We start from the raw sequence: 16237 nt of genomic DNA, 5'->3' as shown, positions 1-16237 counted from the left end.
AATCATCTCTTTTCTTTTGCTTGTTTTAGGAGTGAAACGTGTTTTTGTAAATTTGTTTGAATGTTGGAAAGTAATGTGATTTGCTTCGTTACCTCACCAAGTTTGTCTTCGTAAAGTGCAAGGATACTACTACACGGATTTTCGTAAAGATGCGGCTCAATTTCAAGGCAACGTAGCATTCGTTCTGTTTCTTCTAAATTTAAGCCGAGCTGTAAATACATTTGAATCAGCTCTACTTTTTCGATTGCACTTTCATCAAAATCACGGTAGCCATTTGCTAGGCGTTTCGAAGGGAGTAATCCCTTTTCCTCATAATGTCTTAGTGCCCTTTCGCTAACCCCAGTTTCTTTTGATAACTCTCCAATTCGCAATGCGTTTCACTCCTTTTACATGTATTGTAAACCTTCACACTAATGTAAAGGTCAACTCTGTTTTTTCGCAAAAGAATCTACGTGTTTTAAAAAGACTTGAATAGCTTTAGACGAGATAAAATATTTGCCGCGCACGATGGAGAATGGACGGATTAGCTCTTCGTTCGGAACGGGGATGTGGAATATTTCTTGTGCCAACAGTTCTTTTCGAACAGTCCAATCTGAAAGGATAGCGATGCCAAGACCGGCTGCAACGGCTTCCTTCACGCTTTGAATACTGCTAAATGTAAAGAAGCGTTTCATTTTTAAATGATGTTGGTGTATAAAACGATCGCTATAGGCACGTGTGCCAGAGCCACTTTCCCTTAATACCCAGACTTGGTCTTGCAATGTATTTTCGTTAATCCCCTTGATATGGAGCAATGGATGGTTTGGCGGGACGACGAGTTTCATTTCATCTTGCATAAAAGTTTCAACGTCTACGTCAGCGTATACGACTTGGCCTTCGACTAAGCCGATATCAATTTGATTAGAGCGAAGGCTTTGCAAAACTTCTTCCGTATTGGAGATAAATGTATGAACTTCGACGTGTGGATTTTCATTCGCATAGTTAGCGAGTATTTTTGGAAGCAAATATTCACCAATTGTAAAGCTAGCGCCGATTCGCAGCGTTCCTGTTACGACATTGTGCAATTCATTAATTTCTTGTTTTGCATCTTCATAAAGTGAAAGCATTTGCTTTGCGTGTATGTATAATATGTTTCCAGCTTCCGTAACTTGGACGTGCTTGGGGGAGCGCTGAATAAGTGTAGTTCCAAATTCATTTTCCAAGTTGCGAATGTGCATGCTTACGCCAGGTTGTGAAAGGTTTAATAATTCCGCAGCACGCGAAAAATGTTTTTGTTCAACGACAGTAACAAAGATTTTCAAAATGTCAACGTTCATTTGTTAGGCTCCTTTATTTTTGTTTTTATTTTATCATAAGTATTTCTGATGATAGAGATTCGATATTGATATTAAACTTATTATTAAAACTCTCTTATAATGTAACTAGAAAGAACATGCATGTTCCAATATGATTATTGGGGTGGTACAAGGTGGAACAAACACTTGTTATACAAAAGAAGAAGGGCTTTGGATTTTCGCAAGGTATTGGGATTACGTTATTAATCGCCATTGTCGCGAAATATTTAGCAGAGCTTCCATTTTTAAATATTATGGGACAATTAGTAATCGCTATTCTAATCGGGATGGTTTGGCGCGCCGCAATCTGGATTCCTCAAGAAGCGATAGTGGGAACGAACTTTGCGAGTAAGAAGTTGCTTCGTTTCGGGATTATCTTACTTGGAATGCGGTTAAATCTTGTAGATATTGCAAAGGCGGGACCGAAAGTATTGGTTATCGCAGCGGTTGTTATTACATTTACAATTTTCGTTGTATATGGACTAACGAAAGTATTTAAAGTAGAAAAGAAACTTGGGATTTTAACAGCATGCGGGACTGCAATTTGCGGCGCGGCAGCGGTCGTAGCAATTGCACCCCAAGTGAAAGCGAAAGATGAAGAAACGGCAGTTGGGGCAGCGATTATTGCAATTTTAGGTACAATATTTACACTTATTTATACGCTATTATACCCAGTGCTTGGTTTCTCACCCTACGGTTACGGCGTGTTCTCAGGGGCGACGCTGCACGAAATTGCTCACGTTATCGCGGCTGCAGCACCAGGCGGTAGCACGGCTGTAGACATCGCAGTTATTGTGAAATTAACGCGCGTTGCGATGCTTGTGCCAGTAGCGATTTTAATTGGATTATGGTTTGGTAAGAGCGAGGGAAGCAAAGAAAAAGGATCGTGGCGCGATCTTCCGATTCCTTGGTTCATCTTCGGATTTTTAGCAATGAGTGCAGTGCATTCGCTTGGGATTATCCCAGAAGTTGTTGCTGGATATATTGTAGTCATTGCGTACATGCTTATTGCAATGGCGATGGCAGGACTCGGTTTAAATGTAGAGTTTAAAACGTTCCGCAAATTAGGAAGCAGAGCATTTGTGGCAGGGCTGATTGGCTCGGTTTGCTTATCTGTTCTTGGGTACGTTCTTGTATATGCATTAGGATTTATGTAGTAGCAAAGAGGCATCTTATAGATGTCTCTTTTTTTTACCTTTTTTTGTAAAGGTTTCTTTACTTGCAATTGGAAAATATTTATAATTAAAGTAAAGATATCTTTACTTTCGAAGGTGGAGCCTATGGGTGTGAAAAATAAAATTAAGGAATTACGAAAACAACATCATATAACGCAAGTGGAAATGGCGAAGGCGATGCAGGTGACGCGGCAGACGATTGTGGCGATTGAAAACCATCATTATAATCCGAGTCTAGAGCTATCCCTAAAAATCGCCAAATATTTTGGGATGAAGGTGGAGGAAATATTTACGCTGGAGTAAGGGGAGAGAAAATGAACGACACTAAAAAGTTGTATATCGCTACTGTCTTAGGATTATGTGGAGGAGACGTTTTAGTTCGTATTATGGACCCATCTATACCAATGTTACCGCTAATAGTTAGTAACATTTTAGCAATTTTACTTTTAACAGTTTATGTGTATTACAAAAAGCGGAAGTACAAAAAAGAAGAACTTCCAGATATAGATGAGCGAGTAAATGAAAATATAAAAAGGCATGTAAATGTCTCGCTTATATTCGCATTTGTCCTTCTTATTGTTTACATTGGTGCGAGCAAAATTGTAGGCAGAGATGTCATACCTACGCCAGAAATATTTATTATATGTAGTTTCTTATTTGCTGGTAGTCTCATCATAGGAGTAATGGCGGGGAAACGAGCATAGCGATAGGAGGAATGAAAATGCAAGATGAGTTTGAGAGATTCCAGTCAGATAAAGCGTTTAAATATGTAGGGTTGTTTTTAACAATGAGTTTAGCGGTATGGAGTTTATACAATTTAATTGTTTATGGAAATGCGGGCATGCCGTTTGTTTTATTTGTATTAGGACAGTTTGTTTATTTCTTTGTGAACTATTGGCCGAAATGGAAATATAGAAATCAAAAAGAGGCTGATCATGTATGAGTAAGCAAGCGGTTATGAGGTTTGTAGGGAGCTTATCTTTAGCAGGGCATCAACGAGTGTATTAGCAACAAGGGAAATCAAATAAATATATAAAGGGGAAACGGGATGGGGTTAGCGGTGTTATGTGTTGCGACGGCTATATTTGCACTTTTGTGGGGGATGCAAAACTTCTCTCGTAATCCAGTGCCAAGTGTATGTATTATGATTGGCGCTGTAGGTTTATCATACTATTTATTAGTTTTAGCGCATTATCATAAAACAGCAACAAGTGTTGTTGTTGGGGCAATTATTTTATCTTGTGGGCGTGCTGTACAAAAGGGGTTATTTCCATAAAAGCTGTTTATACAAAAGGTATAAACAGCTTTTTGTATTTTTTTTACAAAAGTCTTGAAAGTTACGTAACGTCATCTTTTATAATGAAGGGGAAGAGGTGATGGTAGTGATTTCAATACAACAATTGACAAAAGAGACAGGGATAACAGTACGTACATTACGTTATTATGATCAAATAGATTTATTAAAGCCAAGCGGGAAAACGGAGGGTGGACATCGGTTATATAGTGAAACTGATGTCATTCGACTACAGCAAATTTTATTTTTAAAAGAAATGGGTTTTTCATTAAAAGAGATTACGAATGTGTTAGTAACGGATGAGCTCAATTTAAAAGTATCGCTTGAAAAGCAACTTAAGTTTGTACAAGAAGAACAGAAAAAATTTAATCGAATGGAACGTATTTTACAAGCAGTTGTTTATTCAGTAGATGTAGAAGGGGAACTGGATTGGAAAGTTATGTTTGAACTCATTCAGCTTTCGAAACAGTCTCCGCGAATACGTGAGATGTTTCAAAATGAAGTTTTTTCTAAGGGAGAACAAAAGTTGCTTCATAATTTGCCGAACATGAGCGAAGAAGATCCAAATGTTTTAGAGTGGATAGATTTATTAAAAAAATTGCGTAACTTTATGAAAGACGGTAAGGAAGCATCGTGTGATGAGGTACAAGGTGCAACAAAGAAATTAATGCAGAAATGTTTAGAGATGGCCAATGGTGATGAAGCATTTTTAGATAAATTGTGGGAAGTAAGAAAGTCAAAAGAAGATTCACAGAAAATGAGTATGTATCCAATTGAGGAAGAGCTTCTAGTATATATGGATGAGGCTTTTCGTATATATGATGAAAGGGAGAGGGATAAATGAGTATACTCGCAGAATATCGATGGTACTTTTTAATTGGTGCAGAGATTGTATTTTGGCTATCAGCTATCGGATTCTTTTTACTAAGGTATGGATTTCGCTTGAAAAAGGCGAGCTTTATTATGGGGATTGTGCTGCTCATAAATGAAGTGTTTATTTTAACTTTAGGGGTAGTGGACTATTATCAAACAGGGAAGTTCTCTAATTTTCAAATCATTACGGTAATCATTTTATTATATGCAGTTTTTTATGGGAAAAAGGATTTGAAGAAATTAGATATATATGTACAAAAATTAGTTGCGAAGTGGCGGAATGAACCGGCGCCTATTATCGAAGAACCACTTGAAGTAACAGGTATGGCGCATGCGAAGCAGGAAATAAAAAATTGGGTTTTACATCTTATTTTGTTTGTTGCGGTTCATATATCCTTTTTCTTCATGTATGGGCTTATTCCGGTAGAACAGTGGGGAAATTGGTTAGAGTCAGGAATCGTTTTAAATAAAACGGCAAGCCGTGTAAGCCAAGTATGGGCTATTATTCTTTTAGCGGATACTGCGATTTCATTTTCATATGTTATTTTTCCGAAGAAGGAGAAAGGAAACAAGAAGCTACTTTCATAGAGGAAAGTAGCTTTTTCTAGTATACCAATAGTTTGTATAGGAGAGGATAACAATAGGAAAAAGAGCAGTTTTTATATGTCTATTTCTCTTTATTTTAGTAGCTTGTTCACAACCTAACAGTGCAATTGATAAGAAGAATGATGTCGTTGCGAAGGGGGCAGAAATTTCTAATCTAGATAAATTCGAAAAGTTCGTTTTGAATGTGGAACAAGGGGAAGTTGATAAAATAAGAATTGTACATTATACACATGAAGGTGATCCTGTTTTTCAAACGTTAGAGCATAGTGGGACAAATATACTTCATGTGTTTGATAATAGGCAAGATCAATTTGCTGGTGACCATAAAGGGTTACATAAAGATAGTTGTAAAAGGATTGTTAAAGAGCAACGTGAATCAGAAACGGCATATAGGTTAATAGATTGTACGAATGAAAATGGGCGCAATGGATATGACTTATTATATGTACTTAAAAAATAGAGTTAGTAGAGGAGGGAAGTATTTATTCCTTCCTTTTTTATGTATATATTGTCGAAAGTTTTACCGAATATCTGTTCGTTTTCTTAGGTTTTTTATGAGTATTCGTGGTAAAATAATAATACAGATTTTTATGAGGAGGTCGGTTTTTAGTTGGAACATCCATTTGAAATTATCTCAGAGTATTCCCCGCAAGGTGATCAGCCGGGAGCGATAGAGAAGCTTGTAGAGGGAATTAATAGTGGTAAGAAAAAGCAAGTGTTGCTTGGAGCAACAGGAACGGGTAAGACATTTACGATTTCAAATGTCATTAAAGAAGTGCAGAAACCAACACTTGTAATGGCTCATAATAAAACGTTAGCAGGACAGTTATATAGTGAGTTGAAAGATTTCTTTCCTAACAATTCTGTTGAGTATTTTGTTAGTTATTATGATTATTATCAGCCGGAAGCGTACGTACCACATACGGATACATTTATTGAAAAAGATGCACAAATTAATGATGAAATCGATAAATTACGTCACTCGGCAACGTCTTCTTTATTTGAACGAGATGATGTTATTATCGTTGCGAGTGTGTCGTGCATATACGGTTTAGGTTCTCCGGAAGAATACCGCGAGTTAGTTGTTTCACTTCGAGTTGGTATGGAAAAGGACCGTAATCAATTGCTTCGTGAACTTGTTGATGTACAGTATGGACGTAATGATATTGATTTCAAGCGTGGTACATTCCGTGTGCGCGGAGATGTAGTTGAAATCTTCCCGGCATCACTCGACGAGCATTGTATTCGAATTGAATTTTTCGGTGATGAAATAGATCGTATTCGAGAAGTAAGTGCATTAACGGGTGAAGTATTAGCAGAACGTGATCATGTAGCAATCTTCCCGGCATCTCACTTCGTTACACGTGAAGAAAAGTTGAAGGTCGCTATTGAAAATATTGAAAAAGAATTAGAAGAACGTTTAAAAGAATTAAATGATAACGGTAAATTGTTAGAAGCGCAGCGCATAGAACAACGTACACGCTATGATTTAGAAATGATGCGTGAGATGGGCTTTTGTTCAGGGATTGAAAACTATTCCCGTCATTTAACACTTCGTCCAGCAGGTTCAACACCGTATACGCTTTTAGATTATTTTCCAGAGGATTTCTTAATTGTTATGGATGAGTCGCACGTATCGGTGCCGCAAGTAAGAGCGATGTATAACGGAGACCAAGCGCGTAAGCAAGTGCTTGTGGATCATGGATTCCGTCTGCCGTCAGCTTTAGATAATAGACCGCTTACGTTTGATGAGTTTGAAGAGAAAACGAATCAAGTTATTTACGTTTCGGCAACGCCAGGACCGTACGAGTTAGAGCAGGCACCGGGAGTAATAGAACAAATTATTCGTCCAACAGGGCTGTTAGATCCACCAATTGATATACGACCAATTGAAGGTCAAATTGACGATTTATTAGGAGAGATTCAAGACCGCATTGCAAAAAATGAACGTGTATTAATTACGACTTTAACGAAAAAGATGTCAGAGGATTTAACGGATTACTTAAAAGATGTAGGGATTAAAGTGAACTATCTTCACTCTGAAATTAAAACGTTAGAACGTATTGAAATTATCCGTGACCTTCGCCTTGGTAAGTTTGATGTACTTGTCGGTATTAACTTATTACGAGAAGGATTAGATATTCCGGAAGTATCACTCGTAGCTATTTTAGATGCAGATAAGGAAGGGTTCTTGCGTTCAGAACGTTCGTTAATTCAAACGATTGGTCGTGCGGCGCGTAATGAAAACGGCCGCGTTATTATGTACGCAGATCGTATAACGAGATCAATGGGAATTGCAATTGAAGAAACGCAGCGTCGTCGTACTATACAAGAAGCTTACAATGAAGAGCATGGTATCACGCCGAAAACGATTCAAAAAGGCGTTCGTGATGTAATCCGTGCAACGACAGCGGCTGAAGAACCGGAAACATATGAAGCAACTCCTGCTAAGAAGATGACGAAGAAAGAACGTGAGAAAACAATCGCTAAGATCGAAGCAGAGATGAAAGAAGCAGCAAAAGCGTTAGATTTCGAGCGTGCAGCTGAATTAAGAGATTTACTATTAGAATTAAAAGCGGAAGGGTGAAAAGAGTGAGCATGAGCAAGGATTTTATTGTTGTAAAAGGTGCTAGAGCACATAACTTAAAAAATATTGACGTAACCATTCCGAGAAATCAGCTTGTTGTTGTGACGGGATTGTCTGGTTCTGGAAAATCATCGTTAGCATTCGATACGATTTATGCAGAAGGACAGCGCAGATACGTAGAATCGTTATCTGCGTATGCACGTCAGTTCTTAGGGCAAATGGATAAGCCGGATGTTGATACGATTGAAGGTTTATCTCCAGCGATTTCAATTGATCAAAAAACGACGAGTCGTAATCCACGTTCAACTGTCGGAACAGTAACGGAGATCTATGATTATTTACGTCTATTATTTGCACGAATTGGTACACCAATTTGTCCGAATCATGGGATTGAAATTACATCACAAACAGTGGAACAGATGGTAGACCGTGTTCTTGAATATCCTGAACGTACGAAGTTGCAAGTATTAGCACCTATTGTATCAGGGCGTAAAGGTGCGCACGTGAAAGTGTTAGAAGACATTAAGAAACAAGGTTATGTTCGTGTGCGTGTTGATGGTGAAATGCTAGATGTATCTGAAGAGATTACGTTAGATAAAAATAAGAAGCATTCAATTGAAGTTGTGATTGATCGTATTGTTGTGAAAGAAGGAATTGCAAGCCGTCTAGCTGATTCACTCGAAAGTGCTTTAAAGCTTGGTGGTGGCCGAGTATTAATCGATGTAATGGGCGACGAAGAGCTTCTATTTAGTGAACATCATGCTTGTCCGCATTGTGGTTTTTCAATCGGAGAACTAGAGCCACGTATGTTTTCCTTCAATAGTCCGTTCGGCGCATGTCCTTCTTGTGATGGACTTGGCTCAAAGTTAGAGGTAGATTTAGAGCTTGTTATTCCGAACTGGGATTTATCATTAAATGAACATGCGATTGCTCCGTGGGAACCGACAAGTTCACAATATTACCCACAACTTTTACAATCTGTATGTAACCACTACGGCGTTGATATGGATATGCCGGTGAAAGACATACCGAAAGATTTATTTGATAAAGTGTTGTACGGAAGCGGGGAAGAGAAGGTTTATTTCCGCTATGTGAATGAATTTGGTCAAGTAAAGGAAAATGAGATTTTATTTGAAGGTGTTATTCCGAATATCGAGCGTCGTTATCGTGAGACGAGTTCTGATTATGTTCGTGAGCAAATGGAGAAATATATGGCAGAGCAAGCTTGTCCGAAGTGTAAAGGCGGACGCTTAAAGCCCGAGAGTTTAGCTGTTTTCGTTGGTGATAAAACGATTGCGGATGTTACGAAGTATTCTGTTCAAGAAGTACAGGAATTCTTCTCGAATGTTGAGCTAACTGAGAAACAACAAAAAATTGCTCATTTAATTTTAAGAGAGATTCAGGAACGCGTAGGCTTCTTAGTGAACGTTGGCTTAGATTATTTAACGTTAAGTCGTGCTGCAGGAACTTTATCAGGTGGTGAGGCGCAGCGTATTCGTTTAGCGACACAAATTGGTTCTCGTCTTACGGGTGTACTTTACATTCTTGATGAGCCTTCTATCGGTTTGCATCAGCGTGATAATGATCGTCTTATTCGCACATTGCAGGAAATGCGTGATTTAGGAAATACGTTAATCGTTGTTGAGCATGATGAAGATACGATGATGGCTGCTGATTATTTACTTGATATCGGACCTGGTGCAGGTATTCATGGTGGTCAAGTTGTATCGGCGGGTACACCAGCTGAAGTGATGCAAGACGAGAATTCATTAACAGGGAAATATTTAAGCGGTAAAGAGTTCATTCCAGTACCACTTGAGAGACGTAAAGGTGACGGACGTAAAGTGGAGATCGTCGGTGCGAAAGAAAACAACTTGAAAAACGCGAAAATGTCATTCCCTCTAGGTACATTCGTAGCAGTAACAGGTGTATCTGGATCTGGAAAAAGTACGATGATTAATGAAGTATTATATAAAGCGTTAGCTCAAAAGCTATATAAAGCGAAAGCGAAGCCAGGGGCTTATAAAGAAATTAAGGGTCTTGAGCAGTTAGATAAAGTTATTGATATTGATCAATCACCAATCGGGCGTACACCACGTTCCAACCCAGCTACGTATACAGGTGTATTCGATGACATTCGTGATGTGTTTGCACAAACGAATGAAGCGAAAGTACGCGGATATCAAAAGGGACGTTTTAGCTTTAACGTAAAGGGTGGCCGTTGTGAAGCGTGCCGCGGTGATGGAATTATAAAAATCGAAATGCATTTCTTACCAGACGTGTATGTTCCGTGCGAAGTATGTCATGGTAAGCGTTATAATCGTGAAACATTAGAAGTGAAATATAAAGATAAGAACATTTCTGAAGTATTAGCAATGACGATTGAAGATGGGGTAGAGTTCTTTGGTAATATCCCGAAAATTAAGCGTAAACTTCAAACGCTTGTAGATGTAGGGCTTGGTTATATGAAATTAGGGCAACCAGCTACGACGTTATCAGGTGGTGAGGCGCAACGTGTGAAATTAGCTTCTGAATTGCACCGTCGTTCTACAGGGCGTACGTTATACATTTTAGATGAGCCAACGACTGGCTTACATGCCCATGATATTGCGCGTCTTCTAGAAGTGTTGCAACGTCTTGTTGAGAGTGGCGAGACAGTACTTGTAATTGAGCATAATTTAGATGTTATTAAAACAGCTGATTATATCATTGACCTTGGACCAGAAGGCGGGGACAAAGGTGGACAAATCGTTGCTTCCGGAACGCCAGAGCAAGTAGTGAAAGAAGAACGCTCGTATACAGGTAAGTATTTAAAAGAGATTTTAGATCGTGATAAAGCAAGAATGAAAGCGAAAATAAAAGAAGTAGAGTTATCGCAATAAGTTGTTAATAAAAACCGAGTGGGAATTACACTCGGTTTTTATTTCACTAAGGAAAACTGGTAAGGTTGTTAGTAGGTATACAAGCATAAAGGGTAGAATAAGTTGATATAAGTGTTTGTATGTTACTTGCGTTTATTATCTATTAGCGTATGATGAAATATATATGTTAAAAGGATGTGTAAAGAAATGAGATGGATTGTATCACTTCTTGTAAATAGCGTTGTGTTAATCGCTGTATCCGGACTTTTAAAAGGGGTTGCACCAGACGCATTTTACATAGCAAATATACAAACTGCAATTATTGCGAGTATTATATTGGCGATTTTAAACGTATTTGTAAAGCCGCTTTTAATTTTAATTACGCTACCAATTACTGTTGTAACTTTCGGTTTCTTCTTAATTGTTATTAATGCGATTACGTTAAAAATGGCAGATTCATTATTAGGAGATGCTTTTAATATATCAGGATTTGGTGTAGCGATTGTTGCGGCAATTTGTATTTCGATTTTTAATATGATAATTGAAAAGGCAATTGTTGAACCGTTATATGAAAAAAAGAGAAAATGACAAAAAGAAAAACATTTCATGATTCGTATGAAATGTTTTTTTCTATTTATTAGAAACCGTATTTCTTGTTTCCAGAAAAAAATGGTACAATACCCGGTAGAATGGAATTTTACATCAAATGAGACTGAACCCGCAGCGGAGTGGAGGTTTATACATATGCCAAAAGTAAGGACAAAAGATTTAATTGAACAATTTCAATTGGAGTTAGTAAGCGGTGAAGAAGGAATTCATCGTCCAATTGATACAAGTGATTTATCACGACCTGGAATTGAAATGGCAGGATTTTTTACATATTATCCAGCTGATCGTGTACAGCTTCTTGGAAAAACAGAGCTTACGTTCTTTGATACGTTAACGACAGAGCAAAAGCAAGAGAGAATGAAAGCGCTTTGTACTGAGGAGACGCCATGTATTATTGTAACTCGTAATCAAGATGTGCCAGATGAGTTATTACAAGCATCACGCGAATCAGGTGTGCCTTTATTACGTTCTTCTCAAACGACGACGAGATTATCAAGTCGTTTAACAAACTATTTAGAAGGTAAGTTAGCGCCAACAACAGCTGTTCATGGTGTGTTAGTAGATATTTATGGTGTTGGTGTTTTAATTACAGGTCAAAGTGGTGTCGGGAAAAGTGAGACAGCGCTTGAACTTGTAAAACGTGGCCACCGCCTTGTTGCGGATGATAGCGTAGAAATTCGCCAAGAAGATGAAGACACATTAGTAGGAAGCTCACCTGATTTAATTGAGCACTTATTAGAAATTCGTGGTCTAGGTATCATTAACGTAATGACGTTATTCGGTGCAGGGGCAGTACGAAATTATAAGCGTATTACACTTGTTATTAATCTTGAAATTTGGGATCAAAAGAAAAATTATGATCGCTTAGGTCTTGATGAAGAGAAGATGAAGATTATTGATACAGAACTTACGAAGATTACACTTCCAGTTCGTCCTGGTCGAAACTTGGCTGTTATTATTGAAGTAGCAGCGATGAACTTCAGATTAAAACGTATGGGAGTCAATGCGGCACAGCAGTTCTCTGAACGATTGATGAGTGCGATTGAGTTAGGAAATCAAGAGTAGACTCTGGAGAGGGAGGTCATACATATGCTGCTAGGTTCCGTACCACAGCTTGACCGTGTAGCAATTCAGCTTGGACCGTTCCCTGTTTATTGGTATGGGGTTATTATCGGTACAGGTGTGCTATTAGGTCTTTGGCTAGCGACTCGCGAGGGAGAAAGGCTAGGTATTCACAAAGATACATTTATCGATCTTGTATTAATCGCAGTACCAATTGCTATTCTTTTTGCGAGAATGTATTATGTCATTTTTGAATGGGAATATTATTCGCAAAATCCGAGTCAAATTATTAATATTCGTCAAGGTGGTTTGGCGATTCACGGTGGTTTAATCGGGGCTGTTATTACAGGGATTCTTTTTGCGAAACGACGTGGGCTTTCATTCTGGAAGTTAGCGGATATTGCTGCGCCAAGTATTTTACTAGGACAAGCAATTGGCCGATGGGGAAACTTTATGAACCAAGAGGCGCATGGTGATGAAGTAACGAGACAGTTTTTAGAAGGTCTTCATTTACCGGACTTCATTATTAATCAAATGTATATTGATGGTGTGTATTATCACCCAACGTTTCTATATGAATCATTATGGAACTTTGCAGGTGTTATTTTACTACTCGCATTACGAAAAGCGAATTTACGCCGCGGGGAACTATTCTTCACATATTTAATTTGGTATTCAGTTGGACGCTTCTTCGTAGAAGGTTTGCGTACAGATAGTTTAATGTTAGGACCACTTCGTATTGCACAAGTAATGTCTATTGGAATTGTTGTTATTTCTATCATTTTCATTATTGTGAGACGAAAGATGGGGCAAGCTGATAAAAGATATTTAGAAAATTAGAGAAAAGTAGCATCTTATATAAGATGCTGCTTCTTTCATATTCAGGTAATGAAAGGATTAAGGACAATGAAAATAAATACAGTGTTATTTGATTTAGATGGAACGTTAATTAATACAAATGAACTTATTATCTCTTCTTTTTTGCATACGTTACATACATATTACCCAAATCAATATAAGCGTGAAGATGTATTGGCATTTATCGGTCCATCTTTGCATGACACTTTTAGTAAGATGGATACAAGTAAGGTTGAAGAAATGATTGCATGTTATCGCCAATTTAATCATGAGCATCATGATGAATTAGTGGAAGAATATGAGACTGTATATGAAACTGTTCAAGAATTGAAGAAGCAGGGTTATAAAATCGGTATCGTTACAACGAAAGCGAGACAGACGGTTGAAATGGGATTAAAGCTTTCAAAACTTGATCAATTTTTTGATGTTGTCGTGACGATTGATGATGTGGAACATGTGAAACCACATCCAGAACCACTTCAAAAAGCATTAAAATTATTGGATGCAAAACCAGAAGAAACATTGATGGTTGGTGATAATCATCATGATATCGTTGGTGGACAAAATGCAGGTACGAAAACAGTAGCGGTTTCATGGACATTGAAAGGTAGAGCGTACTTAGAAGCGTATAAACCAGATTATGTGCTGGATAAAATGAGTGATTTACTACCGATTCTATCGGGTATTAACCACGCATAAAGGTCCAAGTAATCAAGTAGGGGATATGTTTCTCTACTAACTTCAAGTGTCACTTTTTTTAGTAGAGGAGAGAGTTAAGTGCGACGGACAACGCGCTATCCTGTTTCAGGAGAGAATTCATTGTGGAATGTGTATAAAACAGTTTCTTTTTGGAAGGTAATGAAAAACTTTATTATTATCCAAATCGCACGTTACACGCCCGTTTTATCCGTGAAGAATTGGTTGTATCGCACGTTTTTGCGGATGGAGGTAGGAAAGAAAACATCGTTTGCACTTATGGTAATGCCAGATATTATGTTTCCAGAAAAGATTACTGTGGGGGACAATTCAATTATCGGCTATAATACAACGCTTTTAGCGCATGAATATTTAATTCGTGAGTATCGACTCGGAGAAATCATCATAGGGAATGAAGTTATGATTGGAGCGAATACGACAATTTTACCAGGTGTGACAATTGGAGATGGTGCTATCGTTTCTGCCGGCACACTTGTCCATAAAGATGTACCAGGTGGCGCTTTCGTAGGCGGAAATCCGATGCGTATTATTTATACGAAAGAGGAAATGGCCACTAGAGAAGGTTGATGTTAAAAATGTAACATTTCCCTTCTCTTTTTATGAATAAAAAGGAAATAATTGATTATAATATACTGTTTTGTTTTTTACGGAATCGTTTATACTTATAGATAGAAGAATGTGTGAACGAAGAAAACAAAAAACTGGAGGATATATGGGGAAAAATCAAAGAATATATAAGGAGAACAGACAAGTTATCTCTTTTAATCAATTAGCGGACTTCTTTTATAAAAAAGGGATGAGGGCTTATAAAGGGCAAAAATTGCAAGACGCAATTAAATATTTTCGAAGAGCGGCACAAAGCGAGAAGGAGCCGTTTATTTTATGCCAACTAGCAATAGCATTATCTGAATCTGGTGAATATCAAGAGTCGAATCAGATATTTCTAAAGCTTGTTAGATCCAATCCGGAACTTGAGCAATGCTATTATTTTATTGCAAATAATTATGCATATATGGGCTTGTTTCAACAGGCGAAAAAGTATGCAGAGCGTTATTTAGAAGTTGCGGAAGAGAAAGAATTCGTAGAAGATACATTAGACTTGCTTGAGATTATGGAAGAAGAAGCGATGGGTGCGGAAGAGATTGAGGATGAAGATGAGCTGATTGTTATGCAGGAAGAAGCGAATCGCTACATTCGTAACGGACAATTAGAAGAGGCGATTGCTACATTAGAAGTTGTTACGAAAGAATATCCAGAATTTTGGTCGGGACATAATAATTTAGCGATTGCACATTTTCAATCAGGTAATGTAGACAGGGCGCTCAAGTTAACAGAAATGATTTTAGAGAAAAATCCTGGTAATATGCATGCGCTTTGTAATACGCTTATTTTTCTATATTCAATTGGAGAGCATAAGCAAGTAGAGTCATTAGCCGGGCAGTTAGTTTCGGTATATCCAATTTCATTTGAGCATCGTTTGAAACTTGGAACAACGCTTGCAACAATTGGTCATTTTGAACCTGCATATAAATGGTTCAGAGTATTAAAGCGTCAAGGGTACGAAGGAGATGTTAGTTTTTATTACTGGTTTGCATACTCTGCGTATATGATGAAGGAACAGCAAGTAGCTGAAAAAATGTGGCAACATGTTGTAGAATTGCATCCGGATAAAAAAGGAAAAGAACCGTGGAATGCACTGAATTTAGCAGATGAAGGACAAAATCTTTTATTTGAAGAGTTACGAAAATCATTTCAGCAAAGTACGACGCTAGAAGAGAAGATGCTAGCTTTATATTTAATGAATGAGTTGTCAACGCCAGAGAAGGTCGGATTCTTCTTCGATGTAACGCAAGCGAAAAATGGTGTTCCAATCGTATCGCAACTTGCAAAGTATTTCTTTTTACTTAATAGTCATAAAAGCATCCCAGCTGATTTACAGCAATTTGAACAGTGCGTACGAATTGCAGATGCATTATACAATTATACGAAAAAAGACGATGAATTAATCGAAGAGTGTTTAAACTTTTGGTTTTGTACGTTCATACGTTTATATACATCTGGAGCGACTTTTACAAATGTGTACGGTTGGTCAGCGGCAATTGAATACATTGTGCGCGGCGAACAAAGAAATAAGATGACACAGGCAGAGCTTGGTGATGTATATAATGTATCTGTAGCGACTGTACGAAAGTATGTGCAGGCTGTTAAGCGCACGCACACGTAGGTAGGCAAATCATTGGGAAAAAAGTGATGCTAACAGT

General features: G+C 38.0%; 18 protein-coding genes. 16 read left to right on the top strand and 2 right to left on the bottom strand.

Annotated features, from left to right (window positions below; translation table 11 throughout):
* Nucleotides 1–2: 2 nt before the first annotated feature.
* Together BAU23_RS13805 and BAU23_RS13800 are read right to left on the bottom strand one after the other, a co-directional pair.
* Nucleotides 3–371 (bottom strand): MerR family transcriptional regulator, encoded by a 369-nt coding sequence (locus BAU23_RS13805; RefSeq protein ID WP_001219183.1) that lies wholly within the window; start codon nucleotides 369–371, stop codon nucleotides 3–5.
* Between the two features lie 51 nt (nucleotides 372–422).
* Complete coding sequence (locus BAU23_RS13800; protein ID WP_001100000.1) at nucleotides 423–1316, bottom strand: LysR family transcriptional regulator; 894 nt, start codon at nucleotides 1314–1316, stop codon at nucleotides 423–425.
* 152 nt (nucleotides 1317–1468) lie between these two features.
* Between BAU23_RS13800 and BAU23_RS13795 the strand changes: the two genes are divergently transcribed.
* The 16 genes from BAU23_RS13795 to BAU23_RS13720 all read left to right on the top strand — a co-directional run bounded on the left by BAU23_RS13795 (nucleotide 1469) and on the right by BAU23_RS13720 (nucleotide 16200).
* A complete protein-coding gene (locus tag BAU23_RS13795; protein WP_071734653.1) occupies nucleotides 1469–2491 on the top strand; it encodes a YeiH family protein in 1023 nt (340 codons plus the stop codon).
* Nucleotides 2492–2614: 123 nt separating this feature from the next.
* Nucleotides 2615–2812, top strand: a complete 198-nt coding sequence (locus BAU23_RS13790) for a helix-turn-helix transcriptional regulator (RefSeq protein WP_000538358.1) — start codon at nucleotides 2615–2617, stop codon at nucleotides 2810–2812.
* Between the two features lie 11 nt (nucleotides 2813–2823).
* The gene (locus BAU23_RS13785) at nucleotides 2824–3213 is read left to right on the top strand and encodes a hypothetical protein (protein ID WP_071734652.1); all 390 of its coding nucleotides are present in this window, start codon (nucleotides 2824–2826) and stop codon (nucleotides 3211–3213) included.
* Between the two features lie 17 nt (nucleotides 3214–3230).
* The gene (locus tag BAU23_RS13780; protein ID WP_001150206.1) at nucleotides 3231–3452 is read left to right on the top strand and encodes a hypothetical protein; all 222 of its coding nucleotides are present in this window, start codon (nucleotides 3231–3233) and stop codon (nucleotides 3450–3452) included.
* 105 nt (nucleotides 3453–3557) lie between these two features.
* The gene (locus tag BAU23_RS13775) at nucleotides 3558–3785 is read left to right on the top strand and encodes a hypothetical protein (RefSeq protein ID WP_000521907.1); all 228 of its coding nucleotides are present in this window, start codon (nucleotides 3558–3560) and stop codon (nucleotides 3783–3785) included.
* Between the two features lie 100 nt (nucleotides 3786–3885).
* Nucleotides 3886–4647 (top strand): MerR family transcriptional regulator, encoded by a 762-nt coding sequence (locus BAU23_RS13770; RefSeq protein ID WP_000260354.1) that lies wholly within the window; start codon nucleotides 3886–3888, stop codon nucleotides 4645–4647.
* The gene (locus BAU23_RS13765; RefSeq protein WP_071734651.1) at nucleotides 4644–5264 is read left to right on the top strand and encodes a hypothetical protein; all 621 of its coding nucleotides are present in this window, start codon (nucleotides 4644–4646) and stop codon (nucleotides 5262–5264) included. Before BAU23_RS13770 ends, BAU23_RS13765 begins: the two co-directional genes overlap by 4 nt.
* Before the next feature lie 46 nt (nucleotides 5265–5310).
* Entirely contained in the window at nucleotides 5311–5742 is a 432-nt protein-coding gene (locus BAU23_RS13760; RefSeq protein ID WP_071734650.1) for a DUF4362 domain-containing protein, read from the top strand.
* Between the two features lie 150 nt (nucleotides 5743–5892).
* A complete protein-coding gene (uvrB, locus tag BAU23_RS13755) occupies nucleotides 5893–7869 on the top strand; it encodes an excinuclease ABC subunit B (RefSeq protein ID WP_071734649.1) in 1977 nt (658 codons plus the stop codon).
* Between the two features lie 11 nt (nucleotides 7870–7880).
* Complete coding sequence (uvrA, locus tag BAU23_RS13750; RefSeq protein ID WP_071734648.1) at nucleotides 7881–10751, top strand: excinuclease ABC subunit UvrA; 2871 nt, start codon at nucleotides 7881–7883, stop codon at nucleotides 10749–10751.
* A 186-nt stretch (nucleotides 10752–10937) separates the two neighbouring features.
* On the top strand, nucleotides 10938–11318 hold the full coding sequence (locus tag BAU23_RS13745) for a phage holin family protein (RefSeq protein WP_001267314.1): 381 nt from the start codon (nucleotides 10938–10940) through the stop codon (nucleotides 11316–11318).
* Between the two features lie 156 nt (nucleotides 11319–11474).
* Entirely contained in the window at nucleotides 11475–12404 is a 930-nt protein-coding gene (gene hprK / locus BAU23_RS13740; protein ID WP_001127254.1) for an HPr(Ser) kinase/phosphatase, read from the top strand.
* Between the two features lie 24 nt (nucleotides 12405–12428).
* A complete protein-coding gene (gene lgt / locus BAU23_RS13735; RefSeq protein WP_000924237.1) occupies nucleotides 12429–13241 on the top strand; it encodes a prolipoprotein diacylglyceryl transferase in 813 nt (270 codons plus the stop codon).
* A gap of 66 nt (nucleotides 13242–13307) precedes the next feature.
* Nucleotides 13308–13958, top strand: a complete 651-nt coding sequence (ppaX, locus tag BAU23_RS13730) for a pyrophosphatase PpaX (protein ID WP_000700952.1) — start codon at nucleotides 13308–13310, stop codon at nucleotides 13956–13958.
* 78 nt (nucleotides 13959–14036) lie between these two features.
* A complete protein-coding gene (locus BAU23_RS13725) occupies nucleotides 14037–14543 on the top strand; it encodes an acyltransferase (RefSeq protein WP_001255076.1) in 507 nt (168 codons plus the stop codon).
* Nucleotides 14544–14688: 145 nt separating this feature from the next.
* Nucleotides 14689–16200 (top strand): tetratricopeptide repeat protein, encoded by a 1512-nt coding sequence (locus tag BAU23_RS13720; protein ID WP_071734647.1) that lies wholly within the window; start codon nucleotides 14689–14691, stop codon nucleotides 16198–16200.
* The last annotated feature ends 37 nt before the right edge of the window (nucleotides 16201–16237 follow it).

Origin of the sequence: Bacillus nitratireducens, from assembly GCF_001884135.1 — a bacterium.
GTDB lineage: Bacteria > Bacillota > Bacilli > Bacillales > Bacillaceae_G > Bacillus_A > Bacillus_A nitratireducens.
Note: the sequence above shows the minus strand (reverse complement) of the source record. Positions and strands in the feature narration are given on the sequence as shown.

Coding starts and splice junctions, on each gene's coding strand:
- BAU23_RS13770 (WP_000260354.1), top strand. CDS start 3,886: ATGGTAGTGATTTCAATACAACAATTGACAAAAGAGACAGGGATAACA.
- lgt (WP_000924237.1), top strand. CDS start 12,429: ATGCTGCTAGGTTCCGTACCACAGCTTGACCGTGTAGCAATTCAGCTT.
- BAU23_RS13775 (WP_000521907.1), top strand. CDS start 3,558: ATGGGGTTAGCGGTGTTATGTGTTGCGACGGCTATATTTGCACTTTTG.
- BAU23_RS13745 (WP_001267314.1), top strand. CDS start 10,938: ATGAGATGGATTGTATCACTTCTTGTAAATAGCGTTGTGTTAATCGCT.
- hprK (WP_001127254.1), top strand. CDS start 11,475: ATGCCAAAAGTAAGGACAAAAGATTTAATTGAACAATTTCAATTGGAG.
- BAU23_RS13790 (WP_000538358.1), top strand. CDS start 2,615: ATGGGTGTGAAAAATAAAATTAAGGAATTACGAAAACAACATCATATA.
- BAU23_RS13785 (WP_071734652.1), top strand. CDS start 2,824: ATGAACGACACTAAAAAGTTGTATATCGCTACTGTCTTAGGATTATGT.
- BAU23_RS13780 (WP_001150206.1), top strand. CDS start 3,231: ATGCAAGATGAGTTTGAGAGATTCCAGTCAGATAAAGCGTTTAAATAT.
- BAU23_RS13720 (WP_071734647.1), top strand. CDS start 14,689: ATGGGGAAAAATCAAAGAATATATAAGGAGAACAGACAAGTTATCTCT.
- ppaX (WP_000700952.1), top strand. CDS start 13,308: ATGAAAATAAATACAGTGTTATTTGATTTAGATGGAACGTTAATTAAT.
- BAU23_RS13765 (WP_071734651.1), top strand. CDS start 4,644: ATGAGTATACTCGCAGAATATCGATGGTACTTTTTAATTGGTGCAGAG.
- BAU23_RS13800 (WP_001100000.1), bottom strand. CDS start 1,316: ATGAACGTTGACATTTTGAAAATCTTTGTTACTGTCGTTGAACAAAAA.
- uvrA (WP_071734648.1), top strand. CDS start 7,881: ATGAGCAAGGATTTTATTGTTGTAAAAGGTGCTAGAGCACATAACTTA.